At 68.2% G+C, this 15,788-nt stretch carries 15 protein-coding genes; 8 read left to right on the top strand and 7 right to left on the bottom strand.

Annotated elements, in window-relative coordinates:
• Positions 1-69: 69 nt before the first annotated feature.
• Both ABZS69_RS46515 and nikB read right to left on the bottom strand, forming a co-directional pair.
• Positions 70-999, bottom strand: a complete 930-nt coding sequence (locus tag ABZS69_RS46515) for an ABC transporter permease (RefSeq protein ID WP_355384823.1) — start codon at positions 997-999, stop codon at positions 70-72.
• Positions 1,000-1,001: 2 nt separating this feature from the next.
• Positions 1,002-1,925, bottom strand: coding sequence for a nickel ABC transporter permease (gene nikB / locus ABZS69_RS46510; RefSeq protein WP_355384820.1), 924 nt, complete (start codon positions 1,923-1,925; stop codon positions 1,002-1,004).
• Positions 1,926-2,362: 437 nt separating this feature from the next.
• On the opposite strand from nikB, the gene ABZS69_RS46505 reads away from it, so the two are divergent.
• The 3 genes from ABZS69_RS46505 to ABZS69_RS46495 are packed head-to-tail and all read left to right on the top strand — an operon-like array spanning position 2,363 to position 4,878.
• Entirely contained in the window at positions 2,363-3,421 is a 1,059-nt protein-coding gene (locus tag ABZS69_RS46505) for a DUF6772 family protein (protein WP_355384817.1), read from the top strand.
• Positions 3,422-3,425: 4 nt separating this feature from the next.
• Positions 3,426-3,761: a hypothetical protein gene (locus tag ABZS69_RS46500; protein ID WP_355384814.1), complete on the top strand. Its 336-nt coding sequence runs from the start codon at positions 3,426-3,428 to the stop codon at positions 3,759-3,761.
• Between the two features lie 49 nt (positions 3,762-3,810).
• Positions 3,811-4,878, top strand: a complete 1,068-nt coding sequence (locus ABZS69_RS46495; protein WP_355384811.1) for a LacI family DNA-binding transcriptional regulator — start codon at positions 3,811-3,813, stop codon at positions 4,876-4,878.
• Positions 4,879-5,525: 647 nt separating this feature from the next.
• Here ABZS69_RS46495 and ABZS69_RS46490 read toward each other — a convergent pair.
• The 5 genes from ABZS69_RS46490 to ABZS69_RS46470 form a co-directional block, all read right to left on the bottom strand.
• Positions 5,526-5,756, bottom strand: coding sequence for a hypothetical protein (locus tag ABZS69_RS46490; protein ID WP_355384808.1), 231 nt, complete (start codon positions 5,754-5,756; stop codon positions 5,526-5,528).
• Positions 5,757-6,172: 416 nt separating this feature from the next.
• Positions 6,173-6,685: a TIM barrel protein gene (locus ABZS69_RS46485; protein ID WP_355384805.1), complete on the bottom strand. Its 513-nt coding sequence runs from the start codon at positions 6,683-6,685 to the stop codon at positions 6,173-6,175.
• Positions 6,624-7,484: an SCO3242 family prenyltransferase gene (locus tag ABZS69_RS46480; RefSeq protein WP_355384802.1), complete on the bottom strand. Its 861-nt coding sequence runs from the start codon at positions 7,482-7,484 to the stop codon at positions 6,624-6,626. The genes ABZS69_RS46485 and ABZS69_RS46480 overlap by 62 nt, the downstream gene beginning before the upstream one ends.
• Positions 7,481-8,632, bottom strand: coding sequence for an inositol-3-phosphate synthase (locus ABZS69_RS46475; RefSeq protein WP_355384799.1), 1,152 nt, complete (start codon positions 8,630-8,632; stop codon positions 7,481-7,483). The genes ABZS69_RS46480 and ABZS69_RS46475 overlap by 4 nt, the downstream gene beginning before the upstream one ends.
• 129 nt (positions 8,633-8,761) lie before the next feature.
• Positions 8,762-9,943, bottom strand: coding sequence for an ROK family protein (locus ABZS69_RS46470; protein WP_355384796.1), 1,182 nt, complete (start codon positions 9,941-9,943; stop codon positions 8,762-8,764).
• 130 nt (positions 9,944-10,073) lie between these two features.
• Between ABZS69_RS46470 and ABZS69_RS46465 the strand changes: the two genes are divergently transcribed.
• From ABZS69_RS46465 to ABZS69_RS46445, 5 genes are read left to right on the top strand one after another with little or no spacing between them, the layout of a single operon-like run.
• A complete protein-coding gene (locus tag ABZS69_RS46465) occupies positions 10,074-11,168 on the top strand; it encodes a Gfo/Idh/MocA family oxidoreductase (RefSeq protein ID WP_355384793.1) in 1,095 nt (364 codons plus the stop codon).
• Between the two features lie 2 nt (positions 11,169-11,170).
• Positions 11,171-12,601 (top strand): sugar ABC transporter ATP-binding protein, encoded by a 1,431-nt coding sequence (locus tag ABZS69_RS46460; RefSeq protein WP_355384950.1) that lies wholly within the window; start codon positions 11,171-11,173, stop codon positions 12,599-12,601.
• The gene (locus tag ABZS69_RS46455; RefSeq protein WP_355384791.1) at positions 12,602-13,615 is read left to right on the top strand and encodes an ABC transporter permease; all 1,014 of its coding nucleotides are present in this window, start codon (positions 12,602-12,604) and stop codon (positions 13,613-13,615) included.
• Positions 13,612-14,562 (top strand): ABC transporter permease, encoded by a 951-nt coding sequence (locus ABZS69_RS46450; RefSeq protein WP_355384788.1) that lies wholly within the window; start codon positions 13,612-13,614, stop codon positions 14,560-14,562. Before ABZS69_RS46455 ends, ABZS69_RS46450 begins: the two co-directional genes overlap by 4 nt.
• A complete protein-coding gene (locus tag ABZS69_RS46445; protein ID WP_355384785.1) occupies positions 14,549-15,757 on the top strand; it encodes an ABC transporter substrate-binding protein in 1,209 nt (402 codons plus the stop codon). Before ABZS69_RS46450 ends, ABZS69_RS46445 begins: the two co-directional genes overlap by 14 nt.
• The last annotated feature ends 31 nt before the right edge of the window (positions 15,758-15,788 follow it).

Genomic DNA, 15,788 nt, shown 5'->3' with positions numbered 1-15,788 from the left:
CGGTGACGGCCCCCGCCCGAGTGCGGAATCGTACCGTCAGGTCCTGCACCGACAACAGTGGGTCGTCCATCACATGCTCCTCAGCCGCGGATCGAACCGGTCGCGCAGCGCGTCACCCAGCACGCCGAAGCCGATCACCAGGATGGCCAGGCCGATGCCGGGGATCGTGGAGATCCACCAGGCGTTGGACAGGTAGTCCCGGCCGTTGGCGATGGTCATGCCCCAGCTCGGCGTGCTGGCCGGGGTGCCGAGGCCGAGGAAGCTCAAGGACGCCTCGGCCAGGATCACGTGCCCCAACTCCACGGTCGCGACCACCAGGATCGGCGCGATCATGGACGGCAGGATGCTGCGGGTCACCAGGTGCCAGGTCCGTGCGCCGAGGGTACGGGTGGCGTCGACGAACTCCCGGCTCTTGAGCCCGAGCACCTGGCTGCGGGTGACCCGGGCGAACGTCACCCAGTTGGAGATGGAAAGGACGATGACGACGTTCACCACGCTGGGCCCGAGGATCGACGCGATGAAGATGGCCAGCAGGATCGACGGGAAGGTGAGCTGGACGTCCGCCAGCCGCATGAGCACCGTGTCCAGCCAGCCGCCGAAGTACCCGGCGGCGATGCCGGCGGCGACGCCGATGACACCGGCCAGCACCAGGGTCGCCAAACCGACGGTTATCGACACCCGCGCGCCCTGCAGCATCTGGGCGAGCACGTCCTGACCGACCTGGTCGGTGCCGAAGATGGCGGTGTGCCCGCTCGGCAACAAGGTGCCGGGCGGCTTCAGCCGGGAGCCGAGGTCGGTGGCGACCGGGTCGTACTTGAGCAGGATCGGCCCGATCACCGCGGCGACCACGTAAAGGGCGATCACCGACAACGAGGCGATGATGCGCAGCCGCCCGATCTTGACCCGTGTCCTGCCTGCCACTGGGGGGTCGCTGGGCGTCGGGTTGTCGGCCGCTTTGCTGTCGTTCTGTGGCAGCAGTTGCTCAGTTGGCCTGTCCATGGTCACCGTCCCAGCCGAATGCGCGGGTCGAGGTAGCCGTACAGGACGTCCACGACCAGGTTGATCAGGACGAATCCGCCGGCGATCAGCAGGATCGCGCCCTGCACCACGTTGTAGTCACGGGCCGAGATGGAGTCGATGAGCAGCCGCCCCATGCCGGGCCAGGAGAAGACCGTCTCGACGATGACCGCGCTGCCGAGCAGCTTGCCGAACTCGATGCCGGCCACCGTCACGATCGGGATGAGCGCGTTGCGGATGGCGTGCAGGAAGATGACCAACCGCTCGGACAGGCCCTTGGCCCGCGCGGTCTGGATGTAGTTCTCATGCACGACGTCGAGCAGGCCGCTACGGGTCAGCCGGGTCAGGATCGCGATCAGTGGCAGGGCGAGGGTGATCCCCGGCAGGATCAGCCGGTCGAGTCCACCGTGACCCCCGCTGGCCAGCCAGTGCAGCTGCCTGGCGAACACCAGGATCAACATGATCCCGATCCAGAACGACGGCATGGACTGCGAGAGCAGCGCGAACACCGAGACCACGCGGTCGGCCAGGCGGTTCACCCGCAGCGCGCCGACCACGCCGAGTGAGATCCCGACCACCAGGCCGATGACCATCGCCACGACGGCGAGCTGGAGGGTGAGCGGGAACCTGTCCAGCACCAGGCCCATGGCGTCACTGTGGTAGCGGTAGGAATCGCCGAAATCAAACCGGACCACATCGCCGAGATAGATCCCGTACTGCACCACCAGCGGGCGGTTCAGGCCCATCTGCTCGCGCAGCCGCGCGATCTCATCCTGGGTGGCATCGGAGCCGAGAATGAGCTGGGCCGGATCGCCGGGAACCAATCGGAGCACCAGGAACACAACGGTTACGGCGCCCCACAACACGAAGACGGCGAACAGCGTGCGGCGGAAGAGGTACGCGGTCATGGCCGGTCCGATCGCTGTCGGTCGGCATCCCGTTTCAGCATCGACAGGCAACTCCAGGTTGAGCCATGACGCCGTAAGCGTCTGGCGGTGACGGCTTGGTGCTGGGGGCTTTGGTGTTGGAGACGGGCCGGCATCCGAACCGGCCGGTCTTGGAGGTGAGCCGGTCTCGGAGGTGATCCGCAGGCGAAGGCGAGCCGTCGGCCGCTGTCGGAGCGACGTGTTAACTGCCTGGAACATTAACGTTAATTCGATTGCCCGGCTGATGCTAGGTCGGCGGGCCCTGATCGTCAAGGGTCTGGCCGACATCTCCTGCTGGGCGGGCGCGATTTCAGTGCGCCTGACCAGTGAAAACAGCATGCCGGCACGGCACGCCACGACGCCCGGGACCGACGGCGGTAGCTACCTTGGGGGTTGACGGTCGCTGAACATTAACGTTAATGTTCGGCTGCGACCGTATGACATACTCCGGTCGATCAGCTGGCGTAGACATTCGCCAATCGGCATTGCCTAAACCCTTTTCAGGAGCATTCGGCATGACCACGACGGAGCGGCCCGACCTGGCCGCAGAACTTCGCGCCGCCATTTTGTCGGCAGACCCGAGGTTGTCGAAATTTTCGCCGCTTCGGCGTATTCTGACCTACGACGACTTCAACTCCGGCACCCACGGCTGGACCGAACTGCTGGGCAATTACAACGGCAATGGCGATCTCTCCACAGTTGATGATCACATGCGTGACTTCCGCCCGCCGCAGCTCTCGAACTGCTCGTTCTTCGATATCGGTTCCCATGGCGCCATGACCGGGTCGTATGCGCTCAAGCTGGCCACCCGGGCCTACCAGGGGCACACCGCCACCGCCATCCGGCGGCTCACCATGAGCGGGCGCGGCCTGCTGCAGATCGAGGCCTACTTCACCTTCAAGGCCGAGGCGACCATCGACGGCAGCGCGGGTGACCAGTTCGGAGACGTCACCTGGGACGGCAACCTGCACCCGTCAGAGGCGCAGTTCGGCTGCTTCACCGTGGCGACCGACCTGTGCGGCGACGGCGGTCTGCGCTACCACACGGTGGCCCGCTACCTGAACACCACGCTGGACAACAAGCTGTCCCGGCAGTGGGTGTACCCGATCGTGCCGGAACCGACGCCGCGTGAGCACCTCGAGGGCAAGGTCAAGCTGGCCTACGGGGCCGACTTCACCGCACCCGACCCGAAGGACTGGCATCCGTTCGGCGAGCCCCAGGAACTCTGCTACAACGAGGTGCCCACGAAGGTCAACTGGCACTACCTGCGCTGGGTCATCGACACGGGCGCCAGGCGTAACGTCGAGCTGCAGGTCAACGATCGGATCATGGACATGTCCGCGGTGCCGGTCCCGCCGTACAAGGAGCGCTACGACTCGCTGGAGAATCTGCTGAACTTCTACTTCTCGGTGCGGACCCACTCGACGGTCCGTAACTTCCTGTTCCTCGATTCGGTTCTCATTTCCACGGAGTGGTGACGTTATGCGGCAGGTGCAGACGGCGGTCCTCGAGCGGGACACGACGTTCGTTTCCGACTTCGCTACGGAACCGTACGAGGTGGCGTGGGCCGGCGAGGCGCGCTTCTTCGTGCACACCCTTGCGGCGTCCGGCGACGACCTCACGGTACGGCTGGTCACGCAGATCTCGCCGGACGGCCTGACCTGGTGCGACCTCGACGGCCACGAGCATGTCGTCACCGGCCCCGGCCTGGTGACCTGGCCGGTCGGTCAGTTCGGCCAATGGCTGCGGTTGCGTGGCACAGTGGCGGGCAATAGTCCGTCAGCGAAACTGCGGATCTATCTCACTGTCAAGAGCTGAGGAGCGGCCAAAAGTTGTTACCGGGAGCGAGCGAGAGAGGAGCACTCGGATGGCTGGGCCTCGGCGTCACACCTTGCGGGACATCGCCGCGACGTTGAACCTGTCGGTCAACACCGTCTCGCGTGCCCTCTCTGGAAAGGACGGCATCGGGGAGAAGACCAGGGCACTGGTCCGCGCCGAGGCGGAGCGGGTCGGCTACGTGCCGAACTCGGTGGCCAGGTCTCTTGTCCTGGGCTCCGCGATGACCTTCGGCCTGGTCATCACCAACCCGTCCAACCCGTTCTACGCGCAGCTGATCTCCAGCATCGAGTTGCGCGCCCGGAATCACGGTTATTCGCTGTTGCTGATGGTGACCGGCGAATCGGAGGAGTACGAGACGCGCGCCGTGGAGTCGCTGCTGCGATCCTCGGTGAGTGGGTCGATAGTCGTCCCGGTTCAGGCGAGCGCCGATCCGTGGCGGCGGCTCGGCACGGTCGGTGTGCCCACCGTGCTGCTCAACCGGGACCTGCCTGATCTGGGTTACCGCTTTGTCGGCACCGACAACGAGCTCGGCGGCTACCACGCCACCGCGCACGCGATCTCCCGTGGCGCCCGCTCGATCGTGGTGCTGGAGGAGGACCTGCCGATCACCACCATCTCCGACCGGATCGCCGGCTTCCGCCGGGCCATGGCCGAGGCCGGCCTGTCCGTGCCGCGCGGCAGCATCATGCGGGTGCCCACCCGCCGGCACGAGCAGGCCGCCCTGCCATGGCAGCCACAGCAGGCCTACCAGGTGGCGCGCCGGATGTTGCGCCGGGCCAGGCTGCCGGACGCGGTCGTGGTCGGCAACGACTACTTCGCGCTCGGCCTGTACCGTGCCCTGGAGGAGTGCGGGCTCAAGGTGCCGGACGACATGATGGTGATCGGTTTCGGCGATTACCCCTTCTCCGCGTTCCTGTCGCCACCGCTGACCACTGTCCGGCTGCCCGCCGAGGAAGTCGGCGACATCGCGGTCGACCTGCTGCTCGAGGAGATCGCGGGCGGCCGGAGCGCCCGCCCGCTGAAGCAGTTGATCGCACCCACGCTGGTGGAGCGGGAGTCGACCAATCGCACCACCTTCGCCAGGACCCTGATCTGAACCAATCCTGCCCGGTCACTGGAAACGCTTCACCACATCCAGGAGCGCTGGGTCCCGTTGATGTGGCCGAGAGCATCACTTCGTCATTGGTCCTCATCGGACGGGTCACTGGGGTGGGAATCAGCAGGAGATGGTTGAACGCCAGCCATACCCTCTATGTGATGTTGAACACGGAAGCTGCTGACGTTCTCGATTCCGTGGATGGCGGCCAGTTCGCCGTCTTTCCACGCTCCCCTGTGGGCTCGAGAACTCGAATCGCTTCCAGCGCAGAGCCCTTCGTCCGTCGGGAGGAAGGGCTCAGCTGCGCGTCCGGGTGAATTCGGACCCTATTCGGAGGGACGGCGGCTCAGCGCCTACGATGACAAGCCGGAACAGGCCAAGATCGGGTTCAGTGTCGAATTCGAGTCACTCAGCGGGAAGTCCGTGCCGAATCCAGACAGGCCTCCAGTGCCGCGGGATCCGGCGGGGCGTCATCATAGGTGGTCTCCTGCCACCGGCCGAGGGCGGCGACAGCCCCTCGGGATCGCGCTCGCGCAACGCGGCGAACGCCGGCGCGACCGTGGCCGCCGAGACAGCGCTTGCATACGCGTTCGCAACCAGCGACAACATCGCCAGCCCCAGTCTGGAGTCGGCACGGTACATGCGGCTCAGCCGGGGAATCGCAGCTCGATCCGCCCCATCCGCTCGTAGGCCTCCACGAGGAGCGGCCCGGCCAGCTCATGCCGGGGAACGAGTAGACAGGCGGTGGACAGGTCGCAGTGGGCGGCGTCCAGTTCATCGTCCGCGAGGCGCACCCTCGCCCGGCGGCAGTGGAGCTCCGCGAGATAGCCGTCGAAGTCGAACGATGCGAGCCGGGCGCCGTCGACCGGCTTGAGCAAGACGGCGCGACGGGCCTACCGCACCATCACGATCGCCTCCTCCAGCACGGCGAGCGCCTCGGCGGCCGCTCCTCGCGCGAGCAGTTCGTGCGCGGTGGCCAGAACATCTCATCGAACGTACCCGGGCCCTGCCCGCCCAGGACACCCGAATATGGAGACTCAGCTGCCGGCTCTCCGTCGCTGGAGGCCGAGAAGGCGCTGCTCCGCCGGAGTCGAAGTGCCAGGTGATGGAAAGACGTCCACGCGATGATTTTCGCCGGGCAACCCGAGAACGTCGAGATCTATTGCGTCGGAAGCAACGACTGATCCGGTTGCGGCCGGCCCAGCCTCACAAGGAAACCCGGGCAGCAATCGAAAAATGAGCTTCTCCCCATTCCCCGAATACTTGACCTGAGGTCCCCGATCGAGTGCGAGCCCTAGCTGGCGGCGGGCGGATCGTCCCGCTCCAGGCAGCGGCAGTGCCCGACGTCGAGGGTGAGCCCGAAGCGGGGGTGGCCGCCGAGCATGGCATGCAGCCGCTCGAATCCGGCCAGGTCTTCCACGAGCATTCCGGGTTCGGGCTCGAACCCGAGCATGACGCCGAGGCGGTCGGCCGTGGCGAGGAGCCCTTCGCACTGGCGCGCCAGCCGGGCCCACGCCGCTTCCTCTTGCAGGTCCTCGGGCTTGATCCCGCTCCACAGGTGCACCACGGGAGCGCCCAGGTCGGCGGCGATCCGCACAGCCTGGTTGAGGAATCCGACGCGGCGATGGCGGCACCCGTGTAGCCCAGCTCGGACAGGATGACGAGAGCCTCGTGGAGTCGATGGCCGGAAAATCCGTTGGTGCAATAGGCCCAGTTCAGGGCCGGAGCTTTCACGCCGATCCGGGTCATGACGTGGCCATCCGGGCCGCGAGCCACCTGCCCGCGGGCAGCGCGCCGAGTAACGCACCCGCGGCCGCCAGCCGTCCGCTGCCCGCGACCGCCGCCGCCTGCAGGGGGATCAGGCCGAGGATGCTCGCCCGGACGGCCTTGCGTACCTGCTCGGGATCGGGGCGGGCGCGTAACCCGGCCTGGGCCGGGATGGTCGCGGTGAGATGGCCGGCGAGGAGAAGTGCGGCGCTCGCCCGCGCGGCGGCGTCCTTCGAAGAGGAACTGTTACACAGGCAGGACCCGGCCGCCAGCCCTGCCGCAGCGGTACTGGCGGCGAGCGCGCCGCGCACTGTCTTCACCGTCGCCCCGGTCACTTCGGCTCTGCCGAGGATGCTGATCCCGTAGGTGTGGGCGCCGATCGCCAACGCCATCGGGGCGGCGGCCCTGACCTGTGGGCCCGCGCCGAGCAGCACGTCCAGTGCGCGGCAACTCGCCATCGTGGCCGGTCCCAGCGGGGTCCGTTTGAGTCCCAGGTCGTACGCCCACACGGCACCGGCCAGTAACCCGGCCACTCCCAGGGCGCGGCGACCGCCGGACGCCGCGGCGACGATCAGACCCGCGCCGGTCAGCCCGGCCGCGATGCCGAGCGCGGTGCCCGGGCGTACCCGGCCCGAGGGGATGGGGCGCTCCGGCCGTTCGACGGCGTCGGCCTCGCGGTCGGCCCAGTCGTTCAGCGCCATGCCCGCCCAGTAGATGAGCACCGAGGTGAGGGCTAGGCCAGGCGCAGAGCTCCGCCCTGCGGCGGCGGCCCCGGCCATCATGTCCCCCGGCACCGACAGCGCGGCGGGAGCCCGGACCAGTTCGAGCAGCGCCTTCACGAGGCATCCCCGGCCAGGTCCGCGGCGAACGCGCGCAGCCGGGAGTACTGGGCGGCGAGCGCATGCTCGTCCGTGCCCAGCGGGTCCTTGAAGAAGAAGCCGAGGTCTGCCAGCACGCCGTACCGCCCGCGCTCGTGCGCGCGAGCCACCAGCCGGGCCAGATCCAGGACGAGCGGCGCGGCGAGCGCCGAGTCGCAACCCTGCCAGGTGAACTGGAGGCTCATGCGCACGCCGAGGAAGCCCTCGAAGGTCACATGATCCCAGGCGGTCTTCCACTCCCCGAGATCCTCGACGTAGTCAATGTGCGTCTCTCCTTCGACGGGCGTGCCGAGGATCCCGGCGACGGCACGGTCCTTCGAGAGCGCCTTGCTCGATCGGGCGGCCGGGTCGGCGAGGGTGGCGCCGTCTCCCCCGCCGAGCAGGTTGAGCCCGGACCACGAGCGGACCCGCAGCGACCTCTGCGCGAACATGGGTGCGAGGGCGCTCTTGACCAGGGTCTCGCCGGTCTTCCCGTCGCGCCCGGCATACGGGACGGCCCGCAGCTCCGCGAGCTCGGCCAAGGCCGGCAGGACAGGCCCGGTCGACGGGGTGAACTCCACGTAGCCGCAGCCGGCGCGAAACGCGGCGTAGGCGTAGAGGGAGCTCGTCGGCAGCACCTCATCGCCCGCGGCGAGCCGCTCTTCGAGGTCGGCCAGACTCTGGAACTCCGGGCGTGGGGCGGCGGGAGGCTCGGTCGATGAGACGTTGACAACGACCACCCGGGCGAGCCGGTGCCGATCGCGGAAGTCGGCGATGTCGTCGGCCAGGCGGGCCGCGGCTGTCGCCTGGGTGTTGTCGCCGGGGACATGACCCGGTCTGATCTCCGCGTCGGCGGCGTCGAGATCCTGGTCGAGCAGTCCGGGCAGGCCCGCCGGCACCACTCCCGCCTTGCTCAGCTGTTCGGCGCGCTTCCGTAAGGGGACTTCAGTGATGTCGTGGCCGCCGAAGAGCAAGCCGGCGATCGGAACCAGACCTCCGGGAAAGTCCGGAGACTCGGTGACGCATCCCTGGGCCGGTAAAGCGCCCGCCCTGACTGCGGCGGCACCGATGGTCGCGGTGGTCGCCACGGATCCGCGTGCTCCGATGAACCAGACACCGACCTTGCGCATAGGAGCTCCTGTTCATTCCGCATATACCGGTATGGAGTTGACATACCGGTATGGGATTACGCGGATCGTAAGAGCCCTTTTATCGACGGTCAAGCATAAGTCTGCCGACTCTCGCCCTAACTGGTGCCGTCAGGCCGACAACGCCTGGTCCACGGCCTCCGGCGACAACATGTGCTCGATCATCATCACCGCCGCGCCGACCACCCCCGCCCGGTCGCCGAGCTCGCTGACACGAATGCTCAGATGCTGGGTGGCGAGGGGCAGGGACCTGCTGTAAATCACCTCTCGAAGCCCGGCGAGCAGGTGCTCGCCCGCTCCTGCGAGGTCACCGCCGATCAAGATCACGGCCGGGTTGAAGAAGTTCACAATGGAGGCCAGGACGACGCCGACCTCCCGCCCTGCCTGCCGGACCAGCTGGATGGCCTCGGTGTTGCCCGCACGCACCAGGCGCACGACGTCGCGACTGTCGGCGGTCTCGTGGCCCGCCGCGTGCAGGCGTGCGGCCAGCGCCGCGCCGCCCGCCACGGCCTCCAGGCAGCCGACGTTGCCACAGCGGCACACCACGTTCTCCTCGGACGAGGGCACCCGGATGTGGCCGATGTCCCCCGCCGCGCCTTGCGCACCGCGGTGCAGGCTGCGGCCGCTGATGATGCCACAGCCGATGCCGGTGCCGATCTTGACGTAGATGAGGTGCTCGGCCCCGGACCGCCCGGCCCAGTATTCACCCAGCGCCATCATGTTCACGTCATTGTCGACCAGCACAGGGACACCAAGTCGAGCGCCGAGCCAGTCGGGCACCGGAAAACCGTCCCAGCCGGGCATGATCGGCGGGTTGACCGGCTTGCCGGTGTCATGCTCCACGGGACCCGGCAGGCCGACGCCGACTCCGCACACGTCGGCGAGACGGCAGTCGCACTCGGTGAGGAGCTCGCAGAAGGTGTCCACGAGCCAGGTCAACACGGCCTCCGGACCGCGGGCGATGGGCATCTCCACTTCCTGCTCGGCCAGCATCGTGGCCGCCAGGTCGGTCACGGCGAGCCTGGCGTGCGTCGCACCCAGGTCAGCCGCGAGCACGATCCGCGCACTCTTGTTGAAGGCGAACGCCGTCGCCGGACGGCCGCCAGAGGAGATCACGTCGTCGGCCGGCACCACCCAGCGCTGACTCAGCAAGGCGTCGAGGCGCAGGGACACCGTGGACCGTGCCAGGCCGGTGAGCTCGACCAGTTCAGCGCGGGTGCGGGCCTGCCCGTCGCGCAGGAGCGAGAGCAGAGCCCCCGCTCCGGCCGCCGGGCTGCTTGTGCCGGTCAGCATGCTCTCAGGCAACAGCGCTCCATTTCGTCGATAGATGCACACTTTCTATGATCCCTTATGCGCCGTTATGCCATTTACACTTCAACTTTTGCTTGACCGTCGGCATAAGTGCGATCTAGCATCCGGCAACATGAAGGACATAAGCCGGAAACCGGATGATGCTCCGCGTGTAGGGATCGTCGGCACCGGTTTCATGGGCCGGGTGCATGCCCGCGCCGCGCGCATGGCCGGGGCAACGATCGCCGGGGTGGCCGGATCGCGATTAGAGAAGGCGCAGGAGGCCGGACTGGGTGCTGCCAGGGTCTTCGCCTCCGCCGACGAGCTCATCGAGTCGGGCGAGATCGATCTGGTGCATATCTGCACCCCCAACCATCTCCACGCCCCCTTCGTCCTAAAAGCACTGTCGGCCGGGCTGGCCGTCGTCTGCGAGAAACCGCTGGCCGGCGACGCGATGACCGCCGCGCTCATGGCGGGCCGGGCGGCCGAGGCGGGACTGGTCGCGACGGTGCCATTCGTGTACCGCTTCCACGCCATGGTGCGGGAGGCGCGGGAACGGGTCGCCCGCGGTGACATCGGCAGGATCAGCTTGATCCAGGGAAGCTATCTGCAGGATTGGCTGCTCCGCCCGGACGACGACAACTGGCGGGTGGACCCCGAGCTCGGCGGGCCCAGCCGGACATTCGCCGACATCGGCTCCCACTGGTGCGACCTGGCGGAGTTCGTCACCGCCGACCGCATCGTCAGCGTCTGCGCGCAGACCGCCATCGTCCAGTCCAGTCGGGCGACCAACGCGCCCGTCGTGACGGAGGACGTGGCGACCGTCCAGTTCCGCACCGCCTCCGGCGCCGTCGGCACGCTGGCCACGAGCCAGGTCTCCCCGGGCCGCAAGAACCGCCTGTTCCTGGAGATCTCAGGCACCGAGGCGAGCCTCGCGTTCGACCAGGAGCAGCCCGAGCTTCTCTGGGTCGGCGACCGCAGCGGATCGCGGACGCTCCTGCGCGACCCGGCGATCCTTTCCGAGGCGGCCCAGCCGTATTCGCCGCTCCCGGCCGGACACCCTCAGGGCTACCATGACTGCTTCGACGCCTTCGTCGCCGACACCTACGCCGCGCTCCGTGACGAGCATCGTGACGGGTTGCCTGTGTTCGCGGACGGCGCCCGAGCCGCCGCCATCTGCGAGGCCGTCCTGACCTCGGCGCGGACCGGGGGGTGGACCGAGTGCTGAGCATGCGCGGCATCGGCAAGGGCTTCCTGGGCGTACGGGTGCTGTCCGGCGTCGACCTGGACGTGGCGGCCGGCGAGGTGCACGCCGTCGTCGGCGAGAACGGAGCCGGCAAGTCCACCCTCATGAAGATCATCTGCGGGGTGCATGCGCCGGACGAGGGCACCGTCGAGATCGACGGTCGGCCGGTTTCCTTCGGTCACCCCCTGGACGCGCAGCGCTCCGGCATCGCGATCATCTACCAGGAGTTCAACCTGCTGCCCGAGCGCACCGTCGCCGAGAACGTCTTTCTCGGGCGCGAGCCGGTCCGGCGCGGCCTGGTCGACCGGGCCGCCATGGAAACAGCGACCGCCCGGCTCCTCGACGAGCTCGGCGAGAACTCCTTCGGCCCGCGCGATGCCGTCAAACGCTTGTCGGTGGCCCAGCAGCAGGTCGTGGAGATTGTCAAGGCGCTGTCGGTGAACGCCCGGCTCGTCGTCATGGACGAGCCCAGCGCGGCACTCGCCGAGCACGAGGTCGAGCTGCTCTACCGGCTGATCGGGCGGCTGAGGGAGCGTGGCGTCGCCGTCGTGTACATCTCCCACCGATTACGCGAGGTGTTCGACCTGGCCGACCGGGTCACCGTGCTCAAGGACGGCAAGCTCGTCACGACGGTCCCGATCGGCGAGGTGTCGTCCGACGAGCTGATCCGCCTGATGGTGGGGCGCGACCTCGGCACCTATTTTCCGCCACGGTCGGCCGCGACCGGCGAGGTACGGCTCAGCCTGCGCGGAGCGGGCAACCGCAAGCTCCGCGACATCGATCTGGAGCTGAGTGCCGGGGAGATCGTCGGCATCGCGGGCCTGCAGGGGGCCGGCCGGTCGGAACTCGCTAAGGCGATCTTCGGTGCGGAGCCGTTCACCACGGGCGAGATGACCCCGGCGCGCCCCCGCTCGGTCCGGGAGGGCGTGGCCATGGGCATCGGGCTGGTGACCGAGGACCGCAAGGCCGAAGGGCTCGCCTTGCGCCAGTCCGTGCGCGACAACGCCCTGCTCGTCGCCCGCGCGACGAGCGCCAAGGGCCGCGACGGCATCCGCGACCTGCTCGAACGCGTACGCCTCTCACCTCCGCGTCAGGAGCAGGAGGTCCGCTACCTGTCCGGGGGCAACCAGCAGAAGGTCGTGCTCGCCAAATGGATGACCATGGCGCCACGCGTGCTGCTGTTCGACGAACCGACCAGAGGTGTCGACGTCGGCGCCAAGGCCGCCATCCACGACCTGATGCGCGAGCTGGCCAACGACGGCATGGCCATCATGATGATCTCTTCCGAGCTGCCCGAGCTCATCGGCATGAGTGATCGCATCGTCGTCCTGCGGGACGGCCGCATCGCCGGCACGCTGCCGGCCGGGGCCTCCGAGGAGGCCATCATGCGACTGGCCGCGGGAGAGGTGGCCTGAATGAACACCCTCTCACGCAGTCGCCGTCCCGCCCTCGGCAGCGAGGCACGAGGCGGCCTGGCGGCCCGGTTACGTGAGCCCACGCACGTGGTGTTCCTCGCGCTGTTCGGCCTGATCGCAGTCGGCTGGGTCCTCGTCGCACTCGACGGCGGCCAGTTCCTGACCACGGAGAGCGTCGTCGGGATCCAGCAGCGTTCGGCGGCCCTCGGCATCGTGGCGATCGGGCAGACACTGGCCATTCTGGCCGGATCGCTCGACCTGTCCGTGGCGTACCTGATCAGCCTGACCTCGCTGATCGCGGCGGAGATCATGGCGGGCCAGGACGGCAACATCGTGCCGGCGGTCGCCGCAGTGCTGGGCGTCAGCGCGCTGGTGGGGCTGATCAATGGGCTGGTCATCACCAGGCTCCAGGTCCATGCCTTCATCGCCACGCTCGGCGTCGCCTTGATCATCAGGGGCATCGTCGACCACCTGTACGACGGCCCGGCGGGCAAGGTGCCCGAGTCGTTCCAGATCCTCGGCTACTCCCGCATCGGGCCGATCCCCATCTCCGCCCTGCTCTGGGCGAGCGTGGCCCTCGTAGCCTGGTTCCTGTTGAGCAGGACCCGGCTGGGCTACCGCATCTACGCCGTCGGCGGCAACGAGGAGGTCGCCCGGCTGTCCGGGATCCGCACGGGCCGGGTCATCGTGCTCACGCACGTGCTCTGCTCCGTCTGTGCCGGCGTCGCGGGTCTGCTGCTGGCCAGCCGGCTCGGCGCCGGCGCGCCCACGGTGGGCACCGATGGCGGCTACGACCTGGAGTCCATCGCCGCGGTCGTCCTCGGTGGGACCGCGCTGGCCGGAGGCAAGGGCGGCGTCGCCGGAACCGTGGGCGGGGTCCTGCTGCTGGCCGTCCTGGACACCATCTTCAACCAGCTCGAGGTCAACTCTTTCGTCAAGGACGTGGTCCGCGGCGTGGTCATCGTCATCGCGGTGGCCGTTTACGCCCGGCGTATCAAGGGACGGTCGGCATGAAGCGGGCACTTCCCATCCTCGTGGTCCTCGTGGTGCTGCTGGCCGCGATCGCCACCGCCAATCCCCATTTCCTGGAGCCCGCCGGGTTCCTGGCGTTCCTCAAGCGGGCCGCGCCGCTGGTGATCCTGGCCGCGGGACAGTATTTCGTCATCGTCTCAGGCGAGTTCGACCTGTCGGTCGGCTCGCTCGTGACGGCCGAAGTGGTGATCGCCGCGCGGCTCATCGACGGCGAGGAACCGGCGACCTGGCCGGTCATCGCCCTGCTGATCGTCATCGGGTTGCTCGTCGGGCTGGTCAACGGCGTGGTCACCACCACATTGCGGGTGCCGTCGTTCATTGTGACGCTCGGCATGCTGCTCATCCTGTCCGGAGCGGTGTTCCTGTGGACCGGCGGCGCACCGCGCGGCGCCCTCTCTGAGGGCTTCAGGACCTTCGGCCGCGGCAGTCTCGGACCGGTGCCGTGGTCGGTGCTGATCCTGCTGGCCATGGGGGCGGCGGCGATCTGGCTCATGCGCGCCGACTTTGGCAAAACGCTGATGGCCACCGGCGACAACGAGCGCGCCGCGTCGCTGTCGGGAGTCCGGGTCGACCGGGCCAAGATCTTCGCCTTCATGCTGTCCGGTCTGGCCGCGGCCGTCGCGGCGATCCTGCTCGGCGGTTTCGCCGGAGTATCGGCGCAGGTGGGTCAGGGGCTGGAGTTCTCGGCCATCACCGCGGTCGTCCTCGGCGGCGTGGTGCTCGGCGGCGGCCGCGGCTCCGTGCTGGCCGCCATGGCCGGCGCCTTCACCCTGGAGGCCCTGTTCACGCTGCTCAACCTGTATGGGATCTCGGGAGCGCTGGAGTTCACCGTGCAGGGCGTCATCATCATCGCCGCGGTCGCGGCGGGAGCCATCCGACTTCCCTGGAAGTTCACCCCCCGAAGAGGAGACGCACATGCCGCGTCGTAAGGCCGCAGTCGCCGTGTTAGCCGTTCTCGCCCTCGCCGGCTGCACCACAGACAAGCCGACGGCCACGACTCAACCCGCCGCGTCCGCCCCGAGCGCCAGTCAGAGTGCCCAGGGCTCGGGCACCGGCGAGCAGTCGAAGTTCTTCGTGCAGGCGGACTTCGACGCCCAGCTGGCCATGCGCACCCAGACCCCGGAGGGTCCCTCCGACAAGCCGTGGGAGCAGGCCATCGCCCCGAAGATGACGGACACGGCGAAGTACAAGAAGGACGGGCCATACCACCTGTGCTTCTCCAACGCGGCGGTCAACAACCCCTGGCGCCAGGTCGGCTGGAAGACGATGCAGGCTGAGGCCGGCCTGCACAAGGAGATCACCAAGTTCACCGCGCTGGATGCCGAGGGCAAGGACGACAAGCAGATCTCCGACATCGCCGAGTTGCAGGCCAAGGGTTGCGACGCGCTGATCGTCTCGCCGAACACGACCGCCACGCTCACCCCGGCCGTGACGGCGGCGTGCGGGAAGGTGCCGGTGATCGTGTTCGACCGGGGAGTGGAGACGGACTGCCCGGTGACGTTCATCAAGCCCATCGGCGGCTACGCCTTCGGCGCCGACGCCGCCGAGTTCCTCGTCGAGAAGGTGCCGGCCGGCGGGAAGGTGCTGGCGCTGCGCATCCTGCCCGGCGTGGACGTGCTGGAGACCCGCTGGTCGGCGGCGAAGGTGGTCTTCGACAAGAGCAAGGTCCAGGTCGTGGGGGTGGAGTTCAGCGACGGCGACGCCGCCAAGACCAAGAGCATCGTCAGCGACTACATCCAGCGGTACGGCAAGATCGACGGCGTCTGGATGGACGCGGGCGCCACGGCGGTGGCGGCGATCGAGGCGTTCGAGGACGCGGGCCTGCCGGTACCGCCGATCAACGGCGAGGACCAGCAGGACTTCCTGCAGAAGTGGAAGGATTCCAACCTCACCGCTGTCGCGCCCACGTACCCGACCTACCAGTGGCGCACCCCGATCATCGCCGCGCTGAAGATCCTCAAGGGCGAGGAGGTGCCCAAGATGTGGAACCTGCCGCAGCCGAAGGTCACCTCGGAGAACCTGGCGACCTACCTGAAGCCGAACATGCCGCCGCTGCACTACGCGCTGTGCGGGTGCGAATCCCTGCCCGGATTCCCGGAGACCTGGGGCGGGAAGAAGAGCTGACCGGTTCCTCGCGAGAACCCACGGCGAAGAG

It is taken from the genome of Nonomuraea sp. NPDC005650, assembly GCF_040605375.1.
Classification (GTDB): Bacteria; Actinomycetota; Actinomycetes; order Streptosporangiales; family Streptosporangiaceae; genus Nonomuraea.
The sequence above is the reverse complement of the archived record's forward strand: the minus strand, read 5'-3'. Positions and strand labels throughout refer to the sequence as shown.